Source organism: Flavobacterium sp. NLM (assembly GCF_002210235.1).
GTDB classification, from domain to species: domain Bacteria; phylum Bacteroidota; class Bacteroidia; order Flavobacteriales; family Flavobacteriaceae; genus Flavobacterium; species Flavobacterium panici.
In genome coordinates this window covers 112,271-136,999 of the sequence record NZ_LIAC01000004.1, presented here as the reverse complement: position 1 = coordinate 136,999, position 24,729 = coordinate 112,271, and the positions used below count along the sequence as shown (strand labels likewise).

12 protein-coding genes are annotated in these 24,729 nt (G+C 34.5%); 4 read left to right on the top strand and 8 right to left on the bottom strand.

Going from position 1 to position 24,729, the window contains the following annotated elements; translation table 11 throughout:
- Positions 1-218 precede the first annotated feature (218 nt).
- The 3 genes from APR43_RS05925 (at position 219) to APR43_RS05915 (ending at position 2,646) form a co-directional block, all read left to right on the top strand.
- Positions 219-1,133 (top strand): AraC family transcriptional regulator, encoded by a 915-nt coding sequence (locus APR43_RS05925; protein WP_123924599.1) that lies wholly within the window; start codon positions 219-221, stop codon positions 1,131-1,133.
- Between the two features lie 78 nt (positions 1,134-1,211).
- The gene (locus APR43_RS05920; RefSeq protein WP_053470734.1) at positions 1,212-2,018 is read left to right on the top strand and encodes an inositol monophosphatase family protein; all 807 of its coding nucleotides are present in this window, start codon (positions 1,212-1,214) and stop codon (positions 2,016-2,018) included.
- A 1-nt stretch (position 2,019) separates the two neighbouring features.
- Positions 2,020-2,646: an NAD(P)-dependent oxidoreductase gene (locus tag APR43_RS05915; RefSeq protein WP_053470733.1), complete on the top strand. Its 627-nt coding sequence runs from the start codon at positions 2,020-2,022 to the stop codon at positions 2,644-2,646.
- Between the two features lie 85 nt (positions 2,647-2,731).
- On the opposite strand, the gene APR43_RS05910 is transcribed toward APR43_RS05915, so the two are convergent.
- Positions 2,732-4,012: a glycosyl hydrolase family 8 gene (locus APR43_RS05910; protein WP_053470732.1), complete on the bottom strand. Its 1,281-nt coding sequence runs from the start codon at positions 4,010-4,012 to the stop codon at positions 2,732-2,734.
- A gap of 390 nt (positions 4,013-4,402) precedes the next feature.
- Here APR43_RS05910 and APR43_RS05905 point away from each other — a divergent pair, with 390 nt between their 5' ends.
- Positions 4,403-5,866: an MFS transporter gene (locus APR43_RS05905; protein WP_053470731.1), complete on the top strand. Its 1,464-nt coding sequence runs from the start codon at positions 4,403-4,405 to the stop codon at positions 5,864-5,866.
- Between the two features lie 639 nt (positions 5,867-6,505).
- Here the strand turns inward: APR43_RS05905 and APR43_RS05900 are convergent.
- From APR43_RS05900 to APR43_RS05870, 7 genes are all read right to left on the bottom strand, one after another.
- Positions 6,506-8,002: a RagB/SusD family nutrient uptake outer membrane protein gene (locus APR43_RS05900; protein ID WP_053470730.1), complete on the bottom strand. Its 1,497-nt coding sequence runs from the start codon at positions 8,000-8,002 to the stop codon at positions 6,506-6,508.
- 8 nt (positions 8,003-8,010) lie between these two features.
- A complete protein-coding gene (locus APR43_RS05895) occupies positions 8,011-11,019 on the bottom strand; it encodes a SusC/RagA family TonB-linked outer membrane protein (RefSeq protein ID WP_053470729.1) in 3,009 nt (1,002 codons plus the stop codon).
- 515 nt (positions 11,020-11,534) lie between these two features.
- Positions 11,535-15,665: a two-component regulator propeller domain-containing protein gene (locus APR43_RS05890; RefSeq protein WP_053470728.1), complete on the bottom strand. Its 4,131-nt coding sequence runs from the start codon at positions 15,663-15,665 to the stop codon at positions 11,535-11,537.
- A 106-nt stretch (positions 15,666-15,771) separates the two neighbouring features.
- On the bottom strand, positions 15,772-17,715 hold the full coding sequence (locus APR43_RS05885) for a glycoside hydrolase family 97 protein (RefSeq protein WP_053470727.1): 1,944 nt from the start codon (positions 17,713-17,715) through the stop codon (positions 15,772-15,774).
- A 39-nt stretch (positions 17,716-17,754) separates the two neighbouring features.
- Complete coding sequence (xyl3A, locus tag APR43_RS05880) at positions 17,755-20,349, bottom strand: xylan 1,4-beta-xylosidase (RefSeq protein ID WP_053470726.1); 2,595 nt, start codon at positions 20,347-20,349, stop codon at positions 17,755-17,757.
- 41 nt (positions 20,350-20,390) lie between these two features.
- Positions 20,391-21,938, bottom strand: a complete 1,548-nt coding sequence (locus APR43_RS05875; protein ID WP_053470725.1) for a glycoside hydrolase 43 family protein — start codon at positions 21,936-21,938, stop codon at positions 20,391-20,393.
- A gap of 75 nt (positions 21,939-22,013) precedes the next feature.
- Positions 22,014-24,722 (bottom strand): alpha/beta hydrolase-fold protein, encoded by a 2,709-nt coding sequence (locus APR43_RS05870; protein WP_082356380.1) that lies wholly within the window; start codon positions 24,720-24,722, stop codon positions 22,014-22,016.
- Positions 24,723-24,729 lie beyond the last annotated feature (7 nt).

The window sequence follows — 24,729 nt, the reverse complement described above, 5'->3', positions numbered from 1 at the left end:
TTTAAATATTTCAGCAACTTTTTCTTAACTATCTGATAATATTAAGTTTGCATCAAAACTTTTTATTTTATATTTTAAGATTTTTCCTATTTTTAATATTTTTCAGCAAAAACAATATTTATAAAAATCATATTTCTACACATTTCATAACAAATATTCTGTTTTAAGAGAGACTTGTCAGCCTTTTTTAATTTGTTTAGGAATGAAATCTGAAACATTTGACATTTTTAATCTCTATTTTTGCAAGCAGCATAAATGATACTATTATAAGCTTGAAAAATCAAAACCAAAATATCCAACAATTTGAACTTCCACCTTCTGCAAGAGCAGGAATTATTATTGTTAATATGGAGGATAAAGAGATAGAGAATCACGACATCTCTAAACCTCATCGGGATGATCATTGCCAATTAATGTTTGCTTTAAACGGAAAGTTTAAATTAAATATTGATTTTGAAATTATAGAATTTACCGGACCTGCCTTACTTTGTATCTTTCCTGAAGAAGTACATCATATTATAACGGTAAAAGACCCAAAAGGATGGATGGTTAGTTTTGATTCATCACTGGTTAATAAAGAGCTCCTGCAGCTACTAGAGAATAAAATCAATAATCCATTTTTATTACGAGAAGAATCTCCCTTTTTTCAACAGCTTACAATCCTAATGGATTTAATTGAAAAAGTGCAGTCTAAAAATACAAATACCTACATTCAAAAAAGTATTCATTCTTTATTAAATGCGCTTTTAAATTTAATTTCTGGGGAACTCGTTTCTAATTTACCTCTTAATAAATCTAAAGAAAGTCGCAGTATTATCATTAAGGAAGCTTTTATAAAGCTAACAAAAGAACATTATAAAACCTGGAAACAGCCTACGCAGTATGCTTCGGCTCTCTCTATTTCGGCTGCGCATTTAAATGATACTGTAAAATCATTAACAGGAAGTCCGGTTTCGGCTCATATTCAAGAAGCATCAATAATGGAAGCCAAAAGACTGCTTTACTTTACAGACAGCAGCGTAAAAGAAATTGCTTATCAGGTTGGTTATGACGAGCCTGTTTATTTTGGAAAACTTTTTAAAAAGTTAACCAGCCTTACTCCTCTTGAATTTAGGAAAAAATTCCGTGTTTAGGACTATCCTTCCCTTCATTCAAACTACATTAAAGATCATCCTCTAATTAATTTTGCATTGTAATTAATTTATAATGATATGCAAAACGAAATCAATATCCCAATCATACTAGATGCAGTACGAAAAGTGGGAAACGTCTTTTTAAAAAACTATAAGCAAAATGCGATTCCACAAACTATGGATGAGCTTTTAAAACAATTAGAAGATATCGATACTTTGTGTCTGAGTTCTTTAAAAGAAGATTTAGCGCTACAGTATCCAAATATTCCCTGGCACATAGGCGACGAGTTTGATACTGATTCACAAAGAAATCCATCAGGCGATGAAGAGTACTGGCTTTGCGATGCCATGGATGGTGCTATACAATATCTTCAGCATATTGCAGGATGGACAATAAATTTGGCGCTTATTCGTCATGGAAAACCGCTGTTTTCTGTAATTTTTGATCCATTGGCTAATGAAATGTTTTGGGCAAAAGATGGTGAAGGCGCATTTATGAATGGCAAATTACTCGAACTTAGTAACAAGACAGATCAATCTGTTATGCTTGCTGTTTTTGAGTATGGACATCAGGACAAATCAAATAATGATTTAAATAAAAAAATAGGTACTACGGTCACTAATTTGATTCAGAATTTTGGAATTGTTAGAAATTACGGACCACACGGATTGCAATTGGCTTATGTTGGTGCAGGCAGGATTGATTTGTTTGTTCAGGAAGATCTCGACACTTATAACTGGATTGCAGGATTGCTTATTGCCAAAGAAGCTGGTGCCGAAATCCTAACAACGACAGGAACTCCATGGAAATGGGGAAGCGAAAGCCTGCTCGTGGCACAAAAAAGTATTACTGAAAAATATCTGCAAATTAAATCAACTAACTAAAATGAATATAGCAATTATAGGAGCTGGAGCAGGAATTGGAATTGAATCGGTCATACTGGCTCTTAAAAAAGGCCACATTGTAACGGCATTATCAACAAATACTGATCAGATTCCAAATCATCCCAATCTTATCAAAATAAATGGCAGCGCAACATCTTTAATAGATTTAAAACATGCCATAACTGGATCTGATGCGGTACTTATAACCGTTGGAACAAAAAATAAAAAAGCAACTACCTTATTTTCTGATATTGCCAATGCATTGGTTAAAGTTACTGATGATTTAAAATTCTCTTCGCCAGTTTTGGTAATTACAGGTTTTGGAGCGGGAGAAAGTAAAAATTATTTGAGCTTTTTTATGCGAACGGTGATTTCGCTATTTCTTAAAGACCAATATATCAATAAAACTATAATGGAAGAAATAATCACTAAAAGTACTATGAAATGGGAAATCATAAGACCTGGAATGCTTACCAACGGAGATGCACAATCAACTTATAAGGCAATATCAGGACTTCAAAAAGGAATGAAAGTTGGGAAGATTTCAAGAGCCGATGTTGCCCAATTCTTAATTACTGAAGCAGAAAATCCAATGATGCTTTATCAATATGTTGCACTAACAAATTGATTATATATATAAGGAGTAACAGCGTTTGTGTTGTTACTCCGTATATACATAAAAGAAAGTTCAAAAGTAGATCTGGATTAAAATGCTATTTTACTTCCGGAGTTATTATTTGATATTTTCCACTAAGATGCATTAGACTAAAAAGATACATCAGCCCATCATAATAAGGATCAAAATAACCATCTTCATAAGGCTCCAGTTTAGCATTCCAGACCGCGTGAACAAAATCCATACTTTCTTTATCTTTATTTACTAATGATGCCGTAGCTGCAGTGGCTACTAACCCAATTGAATGTCTGAGTTTTTTTACCGAACCTGCCTGAAGAATAAAGTCAGGAGTAGAACCATCCAAATTAAACTGATCTTCATAAGTGTCTAATCCTTTTGATCTCAGGAAATTTTGAAATCGCTTGGCATAATCTTCCTGCCATTTTTTATCTTTTCCATACCACGTATAATCCATTGCGATATTCATAGGAACACGCCAGGAATCATAACGGAATCCGGGCGGCATCCAGGGCGTTGGATGTGGCTCTCCATTAAATTCGGTATAATCTGAATTTAGACCTGTTACAGGATGGCAGGCTTTATGTAAAAAATTACGCGAAACATCGGCACATTCTTTATAAAACTGTTCATGACCGTCTTTGGCATATAATGCCCAGATTTCATAAAATGCAGGAACATGATAAGAAGGATCTGTCCAATTGTAGCCACCTCCTTCTGGCACAAAGGAAATCTGCTTATGTTCGGTATTTATAATATTATAGATATTCCCTGTACCGTCTTTTTTCCACATGGCATCTAATATTCTTCTGGCTTCTTTGTAATAATTTATTCCTGTATCATTGCCCCATTTATTTGAAGCAAAGAGCAGACTTGTTATATAATATAATTCCCCATCTGAAGCAGAACCGGGAGAATTTTGTTTTTTGGTCTGCGGATCTACACTCCATGCAAAATAAGCTTCTCTTGGTCCGTCCTGATGCTGCATGTATTTGACAGACCAGCGCCAGAGACGATCAAAAACTTCTTTTTTGTTGAGCTGAACAGCAACCATCATTCCGTATGACATTCCTTCGGTACGGGCATCTTTATTTTTTACATCAGAAACATATCCTAACGAATCTCCTTCTTCAAAATATACCTTATTTGGCCCTTCAAAAACATCATAATATGCTTTTGCTAATTTATTATCAATATCAATTTGACTATAACCTGCTGCTGCAAAAAGATTACGGTATTGAGGTTTATCTGCCTTGTTTTTGTTTTGACTAATGATAAAAGCCGGAATAAAGGCAAAAACGATAATAAAAAGTCGGATTTTAAGCAAATATTCATTTGTAATAATCTGATATACAGTCATATTTTCTAGGTTTATTTATTAGTCTTTTATAATAATTTAAATATACACAAAAACAACAAATACACAACTGGTTGTGTGAAAATAATATCAATAATTAAAAGACATAAAAATCAAGTATATGTCATAATATAGAATATAAAAAAACAACTGGTTGTGTTAATAATTAATCATTTAATAGATTTACAAAAAACAAACTCATGCTTCAAATATGTTAATATAGGCTTCAAAAATGATACACATTTTTTCAACTTTCAAGCTATTTTTACATTAAACATTCCATGTCAGATAGAGCAAAATGAAGTGTTATTTTTTTGATAGCAATGCACCTAAAAATTAATTTGCAATTAATATAACAGGATATAAACCTGTAAAAGCAATCCTTGAATATTTATGAGTAATACATCCCAAAAGCTTTCTATACTAGAAAAAACAGGTTACGGTTTAGGTGATTTTGCAGCGAATTTGATTTTTCAGACTCTGCTGACTTTTTTAGCTTTCTTTTACACAGATGTATATAAAATTCCTGCCGGAACTGCAAGCGTTATTATTTTTACAGGAGGTTTTATTGGTGCTTTTTTTAATATCATTATGGGCGTTATTGCTGACCGCACTCAAACGCGATGGGGAAAGTTTAGGCCTTGGATATTATGGACGGCCTTGCCTTTTGGGATTGCTGCTGTGCTTTCTTTTTTAACTCCGGATTTTGGATTAACGGGTAAAACAACTTATGCATTACTGACTTACTTTTTTTTAGTGCTACTTTATTCCGCAAATAACTTACCGTATGTTGCTTTAAGCGGCGTTTTAACTGGTGATATGAAAGAACGAAACAGTCTTTCCTCCTATCGCTTTGTTGCTGTTATGATAGCTCAATTTATTGTACAGTCGCTTTTATTGCCATTCGTTTTAATTTTAGGAAATGGAGATAAAGCAGTTGGTTTTAAAAACACCATGATACTATTTGCTTTTATTGGAGTAATTTGTTTTCTGATTACTTTTTTTACTACCAAAGAAAGAATCATTCCTGCAAAAAACCAGGAATCATCTGTGAAGCAGGATTTTATTGATTTGTGTAAAAATGGACCCTGGCTGGTTATATTACTAGTTACTATTTTGGTATTTATAACTTTGTCTTTAAAGGGCGGTATGTATGTTTTTTACTTTAAATATTACTTAGATCCTGCTGCTCAGACTCTTTTTTTGAATGATATTGGTTTTACAGCTTTAATTGAAAGAGTAAATAATTCCTTAACAGCAATGGGATTTGTAGATCTTCAATGGCCTAAAGACGCTCCAACTTCTGCTTTTAGCCTTTTTAATGGCGGAGGGATTATTTTTATGATATTCGGGATCCTGTTTTCAAAATCTCTTGCAGATTCATTTGGGAAAAGAAATATTTATATCGCTTTCATTTTCTTATCTGCTTTGAGTTTACTGCTTTTTAATTTTTATAGCAGAACCGCTATTGCAATGGTTTTTTTGACCCAATTATTGCATGGATTTATCTACGGAGTAACAATTCCTTTATTGTGGGCAATGATTGCTGATGTGGCTGATTACAGCGAATGGAAAAACAACCGAAGAGCTACTGCTACTGTTTTTTCGGCAATGATTTTTGGATTAAAAATTGGAATAAGTATTGGCAGTGCTTTAGGTGCCGCTTTTTTATCAAAGTATGGTTATATAGCCGAAGAAGTCAATCAGGTTCCGGCTGCTGTTGAAGGGATTAAACTTTCAATAAGTATTTATCCGGGCTTTATATTTATTATAAGTGCCATTTTATTATGCTTTAATGTAATAGATAAAAAAATGGAAATTCAAATTGAAACAGATTTGAAAGAAAGAAGAATATAGATTGTAGATTGTAGATTGTAGATTTTAGATTGCAGATTGCAGATTGTTGATTTTAGATTGCAGATTGTTGATTTTAGATTGCAGATTGTTGATTGTTGATTGTTGATTTTGAAACCTGAAACTTTTTTATTTAACGCAAAGCACACAAAGATTTTTCTGCATATAAGGTTTTATAAAAATACAAAGTTCGCAAAGCTGGATCAACACAAAGCTTTGCGAACTTTTTAAATCTAATAGTTGCACACGATAAAAAAGCCTTGCGAACTTTGCGTTAAAATATCCTCAGTTCAACCTGAAACTTTTTATTTAACGCAAAGCACACAAAGATTTTTCTGCATATAAGGTTTTTATAAAAATACAAAGTTCGCAAAGATGTATCAACATAAAGCTTTGCGAACTTTGGTTTTATAAAAACCTAGCTTATCAAAAAAACTTAGCGTCCTTTGCGTAAAAACCTTTGCGAACTTTGCGTTAAAATATCCTCAGTTCAACCTGAAACTTGAAACTTAAAACTTTAGACCTAAAATCTGAAATCTAAAATTAATTCTGTCTTTAACAAAAAAATAAACAGTGCATTACAAGTGCACTGTTTATCAAAAATACTAACTTACTTAACTCAAACTAACATAATTTAATCATTTAGTACCCAGGATTATTATCACTTGGTTTTATATTGGGATTAGAAGATGTTTCTCTGTTAGGGATTGGCCATAATTCATTTTTACCTGCCTGAAAACCAGTGTTTGCTAATTCTGTACTGGCATTTCCCCATCTCATAATATCGTCAAAACGGCTTTGTTCTCCTGCAAATTCTACTTTACGTTCATGAACAATTGCAGCGAAAACAGCTTCTTTTGTAGGCGTAATATTAGTTGTTAAACCTGCACGATCTCTAACTTGTTTTATAAAGGCTATGGCTGCTGTTTGTGAACCTCCGTCTCTTTGGTTTTCACATTCGGCTTTCATAAGCAGTACATCTGCATAACGCATAACTTTAAAGTTAATACTGGATTGTGTAGCCTCATCTTCTTTTTTATAATAGTTCTGGTATTTTTTCCAGCCTGCATTTCTAATACCTGCAGATGTATTAAAGTTTTGCGCTGTCATGGTACGTGTTCCGTTTAAATATTTAGAACCCGGTACATAAAAAGTATCTCCAAAACGTAAATCCCCTGCTTCATAGGAATTTAAAAGTGCATCTGGCGGATATACATTGTACCAGCTTAAATTACCATATTCCTGTCCTCTCAACGTTGACTCGGCAAAACCAGTTCCGCCGCTGTTTCCTGCATCATCCCATTTGTTCCCAGTTCCGTTGTTTTCATTAAATTCAATCTCAAAAACAGATTCTTTACCATGCTCCGTTTCTTCCATGAAGTTGTTGTAAAAACTGCCTTTATCTTCAAGACTGAATCCTGTAACGTTATTAAGGGCAGCCAAAGCCAGATCGTATTTCTTTTCGTATAATAATACTTTCCCTAAATAAGCATAAGCCGCTTCTTTAGTCACTCTACCTACAACTTCTGTACCTCTAGGCAGTAAATTTTGAGAGGCAAATTCTAAATCTGCCCTGATCAAATCAAAAGCTTCTGCTTTAGGACTTCTTGCGGCGCCTGTAATAGTTCCGGTTTTATAAATGGGCACATCCCCAAAACGATTCACTAAAAGAAAATAATAATAAGCTCTTAAAAAATGTGCTTCTCCTAAAAATTTATTTTTCTTCGCTTGTGATAAAACTGAAGTTGGTAAATCATTAATCTTACCTTCATTATCTAATACAAAATTAGCTCTGGATATTCCTAAGAAACAAGATTCCCAGTAATACTGAATAATGTCATTTCCTGCATTAAACGAAAAATCCTGAAAAGGTTTTTTATTACCTTCTAACTGCGGATTTCCTGCTGCATCCTGCGCCATAAGATCCATGGCAAAAGCAAGATTTCGGGCATACAATCCTCTTGTCTGTAAATTTGCATAAGCTGCATTTACAGCAGATTCTACCTGCGCTTCGGTTTTAAAGAACGTGTCGGGAGATAATGTGTTTGGATTAGTTAATTCTAATTCCGAAGTGTCACATGAATTTATTGCGAAAACTCCCAACAATGCTGCAACTATATGTTTTATTTTTTTCATCATCTTATATATTAAAATTTAACATCAAGTCCAAAAATTACTGATTTAGGCTGTGGATATCTTCCTAAGTCGATACCTGCAGAATTTGCATTGGTATCTGCACGTGCAATTTCAGGATCTAACCCAGAATAATTTGTAATCGTAATAAGGTTTTGACCACTTATGTAGAATCTAATATTTGAAAAATGGCTGTCAAATGTTTCTCCTGATAAGGTATATCCTAAAGTGATATTTTTTAATCTTGTATAAGAACCATCTTCAATATAGCGCTGGTTGGCCGAAGACCAGTTGATATCTGCTCCCTGCGCTCTAGGTAAAGTAGCCGATGGATTGGTTACAACACCATTTACAACAATTGCTCTGTCTAAAACTTCTGTACTGGCATTAAACAAACGGTTCATTCCTGTTAAATCAAATTTATTGGCGTTGTAAATATCATTTCCCTGAACTCCAGTTATGAAGCAGTTGAAATCAAAATTTTTATAAGCTGCCGTAAGGTTTAAACCATAAGTAAAATCAGGATATGGATTTCCAATATTAGTTTTATCATTTGAATTGATTATTTTATTTCCATCACGGTCAACAATTCGAATATCTCCCGGTTTAATATTAGTTTGACCCGGACCAAAAACGGCGTCTACTTCTGCCTGATTTTGATAAATTCCATTTGTTTGGTAACCATAAAAGTAAAATAACGGCTGACCTACTTCCAGTCTTGAAAAGTTTTCCAAACCTGCTCTTGCAGTTGGACCGCCTAATACACTTGTTACTCCCGGCGCTAAACTTGTTACTTCGTTTTTACTTGTTCCTAAATTAGCTACGGCAGACCATGTAAAATCTCCTTTTCTGTCATTGTAACCTAATGAAATTTCATATCCTGATACCTTTACATCCGCAATATTTTGAATTTGAGTTCCACCACCGGCAGATCCTACAGAGGCCGCTAACGGAACTGCAAAAAGAATATCACTGCTTTTATTATTAAAATATTCAAAAGATCCAGTGAATTTTTCATCAAACAAACCAAAATCTAAACCAATGTTTCTATCTTTTTTAGACTCCCATTTCAAGTCAGGATTAGAAGCAACTCCAAGAGAAACACCGGGTGCATTTCCTCCGTTAATTGGATAATTATAATCAGCAAGTAATGTCGCTGCGTATTGATAATTGTCTATTCTGTCATTTCCTGTTGTTCCTGTACTTGCTCTGAGTTTTAGTGTACTAAAAACAGAATCTGCCATAAAACTTTCTTTGGCTATATTCCAGCCCAAAGCAAATGAGTAAAAATTACCCCAGCGGTTATTCGCTCCAAAACGAGATGAAGCATCTCTACGCCCAGAAACCGCAAGTATATATTTATCATCGTAATCGTAATTGATACGGGCGATATATCCAATATTTTTTTCTTCAAAATTTCCTGAACTCAAACTTCCTTCATTGTATCTCAGCTGATCAATTTCGTTTGAAATATAGTAACGGCTTCCTGCTGCTAAATTCTGCCCTTTTCCGTCAATTTTAGTGATAACTCCTAATACCTCAATATTATGCTTTGCAGCGATAGTAGTTTTATAAGTTAAACTATTATCAAAAACAATATTTTGACCTTGGGTATTTGTTTCATTGGTTGTTGAAAATGCTTGTTTATGATAAGAACCATCATTAAAACTAGGAATAAAGGTATGATCCTTGCTTGTAAAGTAATCTAATGAAACTTGTGATTTAAATTTCAGGCCTTTGTAAATTTCTAATTCAGCGTAGATATTTCCTATTATAGATAAATTATTAATTTTTTGATATCCTAAATTAGCTACACGAACAGGATTTTCGGCATCATTACCATCAATTGCGCTTGGGCCTTGATAGCCTCCTAAATTTGCTCCGTTATAAACCGGTAAATAAGGCGCCATTTTAATAGCATGCTCTAATAATGTTCTTCCTCCTGAGTTACGCTCCGGATTGATTTTACTAAAAGATATTCCCATATTGCTTCCTACCTTAAGTCTGCCAATATCCTGCGTATTATTAGCTCTAAACGAATAACGTTCAAAACCAGTATTAATAACAGCTCCTTCCTGTTTCAAATATTCAGCAGAATAGCGGGCTGTAGAAGTTTCTGTACCATTTGAAAAACTCAAATTATAATCCTGCATTACACCGCTTTGAAAAATCTGATCCTGCCAGTTGGTATTGGTATTGCCAAATTCAGCAGCTCTTGCTGTTAAATCACTTCCTAAATCTTTAGCATACTGCAGATATTGCTGCGTATTTAAAACATCATATCTTTTTGTAATAGTCTGAAAACCCGCATAAGTGCTAAAATTCAACTGCCCAGGTCCTTTTTTACCTTTTTTAGTAGTAACCATAATTACTCCGTTAAAAGCTTTTGAACCGTATAAAGCTGTTGTTGAAGCATCTTTTAAAACAGACATCGATTCAATATCATTAGGGCTCAGTCCAGATAAGTTACTGGTCAAAACTCCATCAATTACATATAACGGAGCACTGTTTCCCATTGTAGCCAAACCACGAATAGTAACCGTAGGATTAGAACCCGGAGCACCATTTACAACAGTAACACCCGCGGCTCTACCTTGTAAAGCTGACTCTGCATTTGTAATAGGAACTGCGGCAATATCTTTTGAACCTACTGTTGAAATTGCTCCGGTTACCTTGGTTCTCTTTTGAGTTCCGTAACCTACAATAACTTCATTTAAGCTTTGTGTGGATAACGCTAAGGTAACATCAATAGTATTTCTGGTACCTACAGTGATCGTTTGTGAAATTAGGCCAACAAACGAAAATGTAATTTTGTCTGTAGGGTTCACACCTTTTAAAGTATACTTCCCGTCAAAATCTGTAGCGGCACTGTTTTGTGAGCCTTCTACGTTAACACCGGCACCCGGTAAAGGAAACCCCGAGGGATCTGTAACTACCCCTTGTATGGTCTTTGACTGTGCCATCATATTATGACTGCTGATTATCAGCAATGTGATTATTGCATATTTCAATTTTAACATCATTTCAATTGGTTTTTTGATTAGTTTAAATAGTTATTTGGTTGTAAAGTTTTAGTTATTGTAATGCTTATTCTAAAACTTAAAAGTGGTTTTTATAGCTCTTAAATTTTAATACAAATAAGGATTCAATACATAATTTGGTTTTCAATTCATACTGTAATTTTTAAAAAGGTTAATACTTGTTTTCCTGGGTTATTTAATTTTTCTTACATCCAAAAATATAAGGTTAGCCTAAATTTTGTCTATTAAAAATGATGCAAAAACTATCAATTTTGTAGCATGAAAACTACAGAAACAGCCATATTGACGGTTTTTGAGCGATTTATCGAATAAAACAGAAATAGGATTTTAATAATTATGTTATTCCTTTTTTAAGCATGAAATAAAAAAAGGCTTTAATTACAATTATTTCATAATTTCTAAAAATGACTTTTACTGTTTATTACTTTGATTTTTAATTATTAAAACAAAAAAAAGACGGTATAAACCGTCTTTAAGTGGAATTCAAAATCAATAAATTATTTGCTGTGCGTAGGCAGCTGCCCGTATTTTTCTTTATAACATTTTGTAAAATAAGAAGGAGAACTAAAACCCGTTTTAATACTAATTTCAGTTATATTGTCATTGCCCAGTTCTATCAATTCTTTGGCTTTTTCTAAACGAACATTTCGTATAAATTCATTTACCGAAACACCGGTTAAGGTTTTAATTTTTCGATACAACTGGCTTCTGCTTAAAAATACTTTTGATGCTAAAACCTCAACACTCAATTCATATTCATTGATGTTTTCATTAATGTAATTCAGTACACTTTTTATGAATTCATTATCCAGTGTGGTCGTTTTTTCTTTTGCTTTTGGAGTAATCCCGTTATAGAATTTATTAAACATAATCTGCCTGCTTTTAAGCAACTGCACTAAACTGGACCTTAAAATATCCATGTCAAATGGTTTGCTTAAATACATATCGGCACCGGAATCTATTCCTTCTAATTTATCTTTGACCAGTGCTTTTGCAGACAGCATCATTAACGGAATATGACTGGTTTTTAAATCGGCTTTAATGTTTTTGCACAATTCTAAACCATTCATAACAGGCATAATCACATCTGTCAAAATCAAATCGGGCTGTTTTTGCAACGCTGCTTCTAAACCAATCTGACCATTTTCTGCCGTGATTACTTTATACTCTTTCTTGAGCTCATTTTTTAAATAATTCCGTAATTCTACATTATCTTCAACAATCAAAATAGTGTAAACACGATCTTTTTGTTCCTGATCATCTGGTGATTGAACGGTTTCTTTTTCGATGGTTGGTGTGAAACTTATTTTTTTCTCTTTTTTAAATTCTTCCTGCAATATTTCATTTTCATTGAAGAAATCTTTTCCAATCGGAAATATTAATTTAAAAGTGGTTCCCGCTCCCAATGCACTTTCTACTTCAATAACTCCTTTGTGCAGTTCTACAAATCCGCGAACTACTTCCAAACCTATTCCTGTGCTTCCGTAATATGCTTTATTTAAATTGTTTACCTGATAAAAACGGTCAAAAATTCGCTTAATATCTTTTTTATCCAATCCCGCACCGGTATCTTTAATAATAATCGAAAAAGAAGGATTACTGTAAGCAGGCTGTAATAATGGAAAATAAATTAATTCCTCGTCAATTATTACTTTTACTGCTATTTTTCCGTTATCCGGAGTAACCTTAAAAGCATTTGAAATTACATTAAAAATAATTTTTTCAAACATTTTAGGATCTACCCAATCGTTTAATGCTTTTTTATCTGATTGAAATTGCAGCTCAATTCCGCGGCTTTGCGCTTCTTCATCAAAATAGCTTACAATTTCTTTTGTAAAACCCACTACCTCTAATTGCTGTACTTTGAGCGGCATTTTATTAAACTGAAGCTGATTAAAATCCATCAGCTCGTTGATTAATCTGGAAAGTCTGTCAGAACTTTTTTGAATTGTCTGCAGTTTATTCAAAACACCGTCCGAAAGTTCCTGTGTATTGTTCTTAAGTATATCTGCTAAAGGATTTAAAATTAAAGTAAGCGGTGTTCTAAACTCATGCGAAATATTGGTGAAAAACTGTAGTTTTTTATCATTTAATTTTTCAATCTGAGCTGCTTTTTTCTGTTCAAATTGTATTAATTGCTTTTGTTTGAACCTATTTTGATAATATTGATTTCCGAAATAAATGGCCGCCAGTACTAACAGCGAATAAAATAGATAAGCAAATGATGTTTTCCACCACGGAGGTAAAATTTCAATTTTTAATTCTAATGGCTTTTGGCTCCAGGCTCCGTTTTTTTCAGATGCTTTAACTTTAAAAACATACTTTCCGGGAGCTAAGTTGGTGTAAGTTGCAGAGCTTTTACTGCCCACATAATTCCACGAATCTTCAAAACCTTCTAAGTAATAAGCAAATTCATTTTTGGCAGGAAAAGAATAATTTATACCAATAAAATCAATTGTAAATACAGACTGATCATGTTTAAGAATTATCTTTTTTGTTTCGGATATTACTTTTATTAACGGTGAATTTTTTTCGAGCGGCTTTACTGATTTATTAAAAAGTTTCAGATCTGTGAAATAAATAGGAAGCTGCTTTTTGCTTTTGACCAGATTTTCAGGATTAAAATAGTTCAAACCTTCGTAGCCTCCAAAATACAGGATTCCGTTTTCATCTTTTAGAACCGAATTGTTGTTGAAATCATTTCCAAACAAACCGTCGTAAGTCGAGTAATTTACTGTTGTTTTACTTTTTAAATCCAGTCTGCTGATTCCTTTTTTTCCGCTTAACCAGATTCGTCCGTCATTTGATTCTATAATTGAGGAAATTGATTTTTCATGAAGCCCATTAAAATTTATATACCATTTTAGAGCATCTGTTTTTTTATTGTAGCTAAATAATCCAGCACCATCTGTACCAATCCAGATTTCTTTATTTTTGGCCTGATATAAAGTATTAATAGTGTGTATGCTTTTATGGTTTTTGAGCTTTTCTGACATTTTATCGCGTAAAGAAGTCACAGAAAAAGTAACAAAATCCTTTGTGCTTACTTTGTATAAACCTGCTGTTGAACCAACCCAAACAGCATCATCAGAATCGACCATTACTTTTCTAATGTCTAAATTCACCATTCCGTTGGCATAAAATGGTTTCTGATTGCAATGATGAAAACGACCGTCTGAAGGAGTAAAATAATGTAATCCTTTTGCAAAAGTTCCTATCCATATTACGCCTCTCGAATCTTCGCCAATACTCATAATATTATCTGAAGCAAGATCAGGAGTGTTTTTTGTGTTGTAATTAATAAAGTTTCGGCTTCCTTTCTTCAAAAAAAAGATTCCCTCATTCCAGCTCGCCAGCCAGACATTTTGTTTTTTATCTATAAAAACTTTAGTAATGTTATTATTCGTTAATCCCGAATAAAATTGAGTTTCTGATTTGGTAATATGCTTAAAGTTTTTGGTTTCCGGATTGTATACATCTACGCCTCCGCCTTCCATAGAAATCCACAACTGACCTTCATGATCTTTGGCAATTCCGGTAACACAATTGGTTTGGAGTGACTGCGTATTTCCGGCTAAACTTTCAATTCCTTTTACCTTATTGTTTATTCTGTCAAAAACACCTAAACCTTTGTTATAATACCCCAGCCAGATTCTTTTTTCTTTGTCTACATATAACGACCAGACAGAATTAGAGCCTAAACTGCGGCTATTAAACTTACTGTTTTCGTATTTTTTTTGAATAACACCCTGACTATTTACAATAATTAATCCATCGTTTTCTGTTGCACAAAGAATGGTTTCAGTATCTACAGCCACAATCGACATAATTCTTTTTCTGGTAATTGGAAAAGTAACAGCCTGTTTTTCTTTAGAATACAAACTGGCTTTCACCAGACCTTTGTATCCATTACCAATCCATAAGTTTTGTTTGCTGTCAAAAAACATAGAGATAATTGTCCCTGACAGTAATTCATTGTTTTGGGCAATTTTTACTTTTTTAACTTCATTTTTTAGCGGGTCAACTACTTTTAAACCCGAATTAGTTCCTAAATAAATAGTTCCTTTTTTATCCTTTACTAAACAATGAATCAAATAATTTACGGCATTTGGAGTGTCTAATTTAAGGCTTGTAATTTTCCTTGACTTTACATTTAGTTTCAGCAGACCATTATTAAATGTTCCTAAAAAGATATTACCGTTGTTGTCTTCAATAATGCTTCTTACGGAAATTACAGTTTCTTTTTGGCTTGGTTTTCTAAGGTCGATATTCTCAAAAGTATCCAAATTCCTGTTGTAAAGACACAATCCTTCATCTGTTCCTGCCCACAAGCGGTTTTGTGTATCTACATAAACCGTATAAATTAAATTGCTGTTAATAGAATTGCTGCGTTTGGAGTCCTGCTCGTAACCCACATAATTTATTCCATCATATTTATACAAGCCTGCACCATTTGTTCCCATCCACATAACACCAAATTGATCCTGTGCAATGGTATAAATACCGCTTTTTGAAGTCTCACTATCTACCAGACGAAATTGATAGTTTTCAAATGTATTTTGAGAAAACAAGCTGTTGATTATAAAAAACAAAATAGCAATGGCTCTAAAACATTTTTTTGAAGACATTATAAAATGATTATTAAATTAAAATTCAATGTATATTGTTTAATAAAACACAATTTTGAGACTATTTCTTTTTAAGATCAAAAGGCAAAAGACTGCTTGTTTTTTATTAGTTCACCAGCAGCATTCCTCCATTAGAAGGAATCTTTATTTCAACTTCCTGATTGCTTTTATGTTTGATTGTTTTTACTTTTCCGTTTAATTTTTCATCATCAAAATAACAGGTTAATGATGCATTGGTAACAATCATTGGGAGTTTCAATTTTAAACTCAATGTTTCTTTTTGAGCGTTTATTCCTGCTATATACCACTTCGGTCCTTTTCGGCGGGCCAGAATTACATATTTGCCCGGATATCCTACTAAAAAACGAACTTCATCCCAAGTCGTTGGAACTTCTTTCATAAAATTTACTGCCCAGACCGGAGCATCATTTAAATTGTTTGGTGCCAATGCAAAATGCTGTACGCCGCTTTGAAAAAGTACAGCTGTCGCTAAAGCAAATACATCTGAAGTTATTCGTTTTGAACCTTTGTTGGGCGTGTTTTCACTATTGTAAAATTGGTTTAAAGCGCTTCCGCCAAAATCCATGCTTCCCACTGTATTTCGAATAAAAGTATGTGTAGCGGCATTAATCGCTTCATTATCGCAGCTTGCTTGTCCAAAATGCAGGTTTTCACTCGCTAAGACCGCTTCGCTTGAGGCAAAATTGGGATACATGCGTTCCCAGCCTCTTGGTAATGTACAGCCGTGAAAAATAACCATCAAACCAAAATCATTAGCATCTTTTAAAATATCTTCGTATAACTTCATGGTGACTTGTTTGTCTCCTCCAAAGAAATCTACTTTAATGCCTTTTACATCGATGCTTTTTAACCACGCCATTTCCTTACGACGAATAATACTATTGTCCATCATTCCTCTTGGTCCTTGCGGCGCATCGTTCCAATACCCATTTGAATTGTACCATAAGTATAAACCAACACCTTTTTCAGCACCATATCTCGACAGTTCTGCAATTTTATCTTTTCCGATTTGAGTGTCCCAAAGCGCATCAACTAAAATAGTCTGATATCCCATTACTGTACTAAAATCGATATATTCTTTTTGTACCGGAAAAGTAGTGTTATCATCCATTTTCATAATCCAGCTCCATGAACCTTTGGTATATAGGTACTCTTTTGAGGCTTCGTATTTTGGTTTAACCAAATCAAAAGGAATAGTAGTTTCTACAATTGGAGCCAGATTTTCGCCAACAGTAATAGTTCTCCACGGCGTTTCACCCACAAGCGGTATGCCTGGCGAAGTTGTTCCGTTTCCGTTATTTTCTCCCGTCATTGGAAAACCAATGCTGTATAATCCTTTTTCGTGCCCTATTAATCTGCTGGCGCAATATCCGCTGTCAACGCCTGTTTCTGATAGTAAAATCCAGCCGTTATTGTTTACTTTGAAAAGACATGGAAATGTGTAGCCTTCGCCAATTCCGTTTTTTCCCGTAGAATCATCTAATACATATGACATTTCATAACTAGGCATCGTTCTGGCAAATCCGGTCATTGGTTTACTTTGCGGACAAAGAAATGTTGTTGTGCTTTCTGGCAGAAGAAAACCTGAAGCCTCTTCTTCTACAACGCAGGAACGACTTTCATTTTGCGGATATATTTTATATTTGAAAGCTGCATTGTTATTGCTTACCCTAAATATGATATCGATCGTTGCTTTATTTTCTTTAGTAAAAGAAAAAACAGCTTCATTCGCTTCATAATGCACATTACTGTTTTTGATATTAGGAAGCTGGTAGCTTTCGTCAATTTTATTTTGAACTGGATCTGTTTTTAAAACTAATCCTGTTGTAAAATCCCCAACATTGGTTTTTAAACCAAGCGGTGACTTTTCTAAAAACGTCTTTTCATTATAAGAAAGGTTGTAAAATGGCTGACCGTTAGAAACAAAAAGAGAAACTTTAAGTTTTCCGTCGGGGCTTTTTACGACCGATTGTGCATTTAAGTTTAAAAAACTAAATAGACATAAACATATAACATATTTAAAACTCATAGCTCAGTTTAGATTAATTACTTTTTTATTGAGTTTCGTTTATTGAACGACCAATTTTACCATTTTTAAATCTTTAGCATCAGAACTGCTCCCATAATAAACTTCGTATTCTCCGGAAGCGATATTCATTGCTCTGGTTTTAGCATCATAAAACTCAAATGATGAAGACGGTAAATTGATCGTTACATTTTGTTTTTCACCTGCTTTTAATGCAATTCTTTTAAAAGATTTTAATGTTTTTAATGGGCCGTCTGCGTCATTTAATTTTCGAACATAAACCTGAACAATTTCTGTTCCGTCACGTTTACTGGTGTTTTTTATTGAAAATTTTAGCTGCGTTTCTTCATTAGATTTTATCTTGTTCTTACTTAGATTTCCTGCCTGTATATCGAATTTAGAATAGCTTAAGCCAAAACCAAACGGAAACAAAACATCTGTCGTATAACGATACGTACGCCCTTTAAGAGAATAGTTTTCGAAGTCGCCTAATTTATCTGAATTTTTATAAAATGAAACTGGAAGTTTTCCCGCTGGATTATAATCTCCAAAAAGAACATCGGCGACAGCCTGACCTCCCGATTCTCCCGGATACCAAGCCTGTAGAATTGCATCACAGCTTTCTGTTTCCGGCGTTAAAGCAATGGCAGATCCTGAACAGTTTACAAAAATTACTTTTTTACCAGCTGCTTTCAGTTCTTTTAAACATTTTCTCTGTACGGCAGGAAGTTCAATATTGGTTCGGTCGCCGCCTTTAAAACCGGGAAACGAAACCGGCATTTCTTCTCCTTCCAGTAAAGTCGAAAGTCCACCTGCAAAAATTACGGTATCAATACCTTTTAGTTTTTGAATTAAACCTTGAAAATCGATATCAAACTCTTTTCCAAAATCAAATTCTAAATTAGCCTGCCAATCGTTTGACTGGGCAAAAAGAATTTCGATTTTATATTTTTTTCCCGCTTCAACTGCAAACGGAATTTTGCCTGGAACAGTTCGCCAGTTGGTATACTTTGCTATCGATTTTCCATCTACAAATAATTCAAAAACTCCGGTAGCTCCGGTTTTAAAAACAAGATTTTCAGTTTCTTTCGCCGTAAATTCAGTTTCATATTTTGCCGAAAATCCTTCTAGTTTAACTCCCGAAGCAAATTCATGCTGACCTGCAGTGGTCATTTTTATAGGATTTAAAATTTGCTGCGAAACAACACTATTCCCTTCTCTATTGGGATTGTTCCAATAAGTGGCTTTCATTCCTTTTTTTCCTTCAAATGAAAATTGATCAAAATAAGTGTCTGTTACTTTATCTTCGACTAAATCACAAGATTTATCATATAGGACTTTATTTGCAGTGAGTTTTGTTTCAATTCCGTTTTTAATCGTAATAGTTTTATTGGGTGTTCCGTTATAATTTCCCCACAACATAGGTTCATTATCTGCATTTGGCCCAATAACGGCCACTTTATTTATGGCTTTATTTAAAGGAAGAATATTGTTTTTATTTTGTAAAAGCGTCATTGACTTTTGCGCCATTTCTAAAGCTAACTGCTGATGTTCTTTACTGTTAAGCACCGTTGCCGGAATTTTAGTCCAGGGCACAATCGAGTCATCGTCCATTTCGCCCAAATCAAAACGACCGATCAAAACACGAAGCAGGCTTTTATTGATTTCTTCTTCTTTAATTAAATCTTTTTCAACGGCTTCGGATAATTTTTTAAAAGAGTATTTATCCCAAACACATTCAACATCAGTTCCTGCCAATACAGCTTTTGATGCGGCGTGCACATCATCTGATGAAACTTTATGGGTGGTATAAAAATCTGTAACCGCGCCGCAATCTGAAACTACCAAATATTGAAATCCCCAATCGTCGCGAAGAATTTGCTGTAAAAGTCTTGTATTACTGCAGCAAGGTTCGTCGTCTAAACGCTGATAGGCACACATTACTTGTCTAACATCGGCTTCCTGAACCAAAGCTTTAAATGCCGGAAGATACGTTTCGTATAATTCACGCGGATTTACATTATTCAGGTTCAATTCATGTCTGCTCCATTCAGGGCCGGAATGAACGGCAAAATGTTTGGCACAAGCCAAAAGCTTACGGTATTTTGCATCTGCTGGTCCCTGAAGTCCTTTTACAACCGAAACTCCCATTCTTGAAGTAAGATACGGATCTTCTCCATAGGTTTCCTGTCCGCGTCCCCAGCGTGGGTCTCTGAAAATATTGACATTGGGCGTCCATACCGAAAGGCTTAAAAAGCGTTTATTTTCATTTCCGTTTTGAATCCATTGGTTGTATTTCGCACGGGCTTCATCAGAAACCGCATCAAATACACGAAAAACCAATTGATCGTCAAACGAAGCTGCCATCCCAATGGGTTCTGGAAAAACGGTAACATTATCATTATTAGCATAACCGTGCAGGGCTTCGCTCCACCAGTTGAACTTTTTGATTCCTAATCTGGGTATCGCATCACTTTGGTCGCACATTAAGGCTGCTTTTTCTTCGAGCGTTAATCGGGAAATTAAATCTTCTGCACGCTTTTTAGAACTAAGCGACGGATCTTTATAAGGATATTGCTGTGCATTTAAATTGAAAAAGCATACTAAACTTAAAAGATATAGATAATTATTTTTCATGTTTTTTCTTTTGATTAAAGATTTTACTCTTCGTTTATCATTTAATTTTTATTGTCAAGATGGAAATAATCAAAATCAACATAACCTCCTAAATCTTTCTCTGCATAATTAAAAAGACCAAATCGATAGCCCATAAAATGAGGAAGCGTATAGGGCAGTTTTATTACGTTTCCTATACCAATCCATTCTTTTCCATCCAGACTATAGTAAAACCAGCCCAAATCTGCTTTGTCTTTAAAATTGCATGCTGCTTTAAAATAGATTTTATTTCCGGTGAAGGGAACGCTTTGAATTTCTTTTGAAATGCCATCTATGGTTTCAACCATGACAATTCTTTTTGATCCATTTTCGGCTTTTATGCCAACCAGACCAAAATCTTTTTGAAGTAAAGAAAGCCCTGCAAAACCACCTTCTTTCATTTTAAAAACTTCCAGCAGAGTTATTCCTGAACATTCTGGCCCAAACGTTCTTTGTGTGAGCGTATTTTTAGCCTGGGTAAAAGTGTTTGTTATCGAAGCTGTTTTTAATCTTAAATAACCTTTTCTTTCTTTAACTGACCAAAATGAATTATCTGGATTGTGGTTCCATTGCCAGACTAAGGGCAAATCGTTGTCTCCTTTTTTTCGATTAAAATCATCTGAATTCACAATTCCCGGAATTAATCCTTTACTTTCAGGTAAATCTAAATATTGGGGCACTTTGTTGTTTTCGCCCAAAACTGGCCAGCCGTCTTCCCATTTAACCGGAACAAAATACGGAATACGTCCTACGCCTCCGTAGTCTCTAAATAAGTACGAAAACCATTTTCCGTCTGGAGTATCAATTAAACCTCCTTGTGCGACTCCTAAATCCTGCAAGCCAATCTTCCCTTCCCATGGTCCCGTAATTTTATCGGCTCTGTGAATAAGCACTGTGCGCATTCCGTTTTTTGGCCAGACAATATTAAATAGATAATATTTACCTTTTATTTTATACAATTGAGAACCTTCTGCGCCAAGCATAATAGCATTTCCTGCCGGACTGCTGGCATTTTCGATTAAAACCTGATTTAACCCGTTTTCTTTTATTCCTGATAAATCTGACTTTAGTTCTTTGATAAAAAGTTTACCATTTCCATAGACCATATAAACGCTGGCATCATCATCAAACAAAATACTGTGATCGTGATATGCCGGACTAAAACTAATTTCTTTCCAAGGTCCTTTTTCGATATCTTTTGTCGTGTATATATAAGTCTTTCCGGTAGTCTGGGCAAAAGTGGTTACATAAAATGTATTGTTGTGAAATCTAATATTACTTGCCCAAGAGCCTCGACCATAGTTGTTTTTGTCATTATCCAGATTTAGTTCGTCTGTATTTCCTAAAGTATTAGAAGCATAATTTATTATTTTCCAGTTAATTAAATCTTTTGATTTCATAATTGGAACGCCCGGGCTCATGTGCATCGTCGTACTGCTCATAAAATAATCACTGCCAATTCTAATGATGGACAAATCAGGAACATCTGCAAAAATTACAGGGTTCTGTGCTTTTTGTGCAGCTAATGAAATTCCAAAAAACAGTAATATGACACTTAAATATTTTTTCATCTTCTTTCTAACTGAATTAAAAACCTTTACACTTTCCTATTACTTTCGGACGCTGGTTATCTTAAAAAAAAGATTTCAATTGAATAACAATGGGGCAAACTGAAATAAATCGTGTCTCCATACCGGCCAGGTATGCCCGCCCGGATATTCACTGTATTTATATTTAACTCCCATCTCGTCGAATTTCTTCATCATTATTTTACAATTTTCATAAGCGATATCTTCTTTACCGCCCATTGAAATCCATAATTCTCTAATATTTGAATTAATTGTTGCTGCATTGTTTTTCATAAATTCATATTGAGGTTCTGATAAAGCTGTATTATTGGCCCACCATCCTGAACTAAACACACCAATACTGGAAAACATATCTGAATTTTTAATCCCTGCATAAAGTGTCTGCAATCCTCCCATCGATAAACCGGCCAGCGCTCTGTTTTTAGGATCTTTTGCTGCTTTAAAATTACTTTCTACAAAAGGTATTGCCTCTGTTTTTAATTCATTTTCAAAAGCTTTAAGTGCATTTTCATTGAAGCCTGCACTTCCTGCTACATTTCCGTCAAGCATTACAATCAGCATTGGTTTTGCTTTATTTTCGGCTATTAAATTGTCTAAAATTAAATTCGCTTTACCTTGAGAAGCCCATCCTGTCTGATCTTCACCTCCTCCGTGCAATAAATATAAAACCGGATATTTTTCGCTGGCATTTTCATAACCGGGCGGTGTGTAAACATACATCTCACGCCACGAATTAGTTACTTTTGAAAAGTACTGTTTGATTCTTACCTCTCCATGCAGAACATTTTTTAAGGCATAAAAATCCCCTTCTTTATTGGGAATTTCAATACCGCTTGCCATACGTCCCATACCATAAAATGATTGACTTGCCGGATCAGCCACAGCGACACCATCAATAAGTAACGAATAGTAATTAAATCCCGGATTTATGACATTAGTTGTTACAGTCCAAAATCCTTCTGAATCCCTTACCATATCGTATTTTTTGCCTAAATCAATTTGTAATCTTGAGGCTTCCGGGGCTTTGATTTTAAAAATAACCCTGTTATCCGGTAATATTTGAGGATATTCAGCTTTACGGATATTAGTCTGGGCAGGATTGCCTAAAATGGTATATGCTGCAAATTTTGACTGATCGACTGGTTTAAATAAAAACTGTGAAAACATGTATAAGCCATTTTTCCATACTTTAAAATCATGCACACCCGGTTCGATATAGTAAATATGAGGCACATTATTTTTAAATAAGTAATCGTGTGTACGTGAGCTGTTTTCTATAAGCCAGTCCTTATCGCCGCATGAAATCCAAAGCAGTTTGAGTTTCTTTTTTGCTTCTTCGGGATTCGGCAGTAATTCTTGCGGCAGCTTCGTATTTGGCGCTGCCGAAAATGCTCCTACCCAGGCAAACTTATCTAAATTTCCTAATCCGAAATTCAAAGATTGTCCACCTCCCATCGATAAACCGGCAATGGCACGGTGTTCCCTGTCTTTTAAAACAGGATATTTTTTTTCAATAAATGGAATTAAATCATTTAAAAGATCCTTTTCAAAAACACTGAAAGCTTTTACCTTTTCCGGGTCCATTATATTTCCTGTAGCGCTGTCATCTTTCATTGCTCTGCCGTTTGGCATCACCACAATCATGGGTTCAATTTTTTCTTCAGCGTAAAGATTATCTAATATAACCTGCGGATTTCCTCCGTTCAGCCATTCTTTTTCATCGCCTCCTATTCCGTGTAAAAGATATAAAACAGGATATTTTTTCTTTTTGTTAAAACCCGGCGGTGTATAAACCGTAGCTTTTCTAATCGAACCTACCGTTTTAGATTCGTAAGTTACTGTCTCGATTTTTCCTTCTTCTGCATTTGGGTTAACCACATCAAATCCAAGTGGAGCCTGAACTATAAAAGACTCTTTTCCATTAGATAATGCATAACCGGATAATGATAACATTTTTTCAGCGTAACGTCTGCCCAATTCTCTGTAACCATCCGCATTAAAATGTAGAAAATCAGGTTCAGCCTTACATCCTTTTGAAGAAATAACATAGGAATTTGGTATAACCTGAGGCAGTTTTGCAATTATTGCATTCATACTGCCGCATTTACCGTTCTGGTCTTCATTTACGGTTTCTCCAGAAAGTAACGGCACTTTTTTAGGATCGAGATTTAAGTCTTTTATTAAATTATCGTATACAATTTTTACTTTTTGAGGCCAAAGCGTATCACCTGTATTCGACTCTCCCTGATGCAGTAAAATACCTTTTATAACACCAGTTTTCTGCGCAATTTTTGCCATTGCTACTAATCTTGCATATGGATTTCCGTCGTATTCTTTTACAATGTTTTTTAGCCAATCCGGAGAACCTACAACATACGTTTCAAAATTATCTTTATCAAAAAGTTCTATTTTACAGCCTCCAACAGCAACATTTATAACGCCAACTTTTATTTTCTCAGGAAGATTAGATATCATCGTTCTTCCAAAATAGTCTATTGGAGTAAGTCCGGTTGTACATCTGCACAAAGGCGGAACTGCTGTATACCATTTTCCCATTTCACGTCCCATTTCAGGACAGTCGACTGCAGCTAAAACCTGAAAACGCGGATTAACATTAACTTTATCCTGCGGTTCAATTTTAGCGTAACCTTCCATATTGGATTGTCCTAAACTCAAATAAATATGAAAATCTGAATCTTGAGAATATCCTTTTTGGACTATTAAAAAAAGAATTACGAATTTTAAAAACCTGCTTATTGATTTCATTATTTAC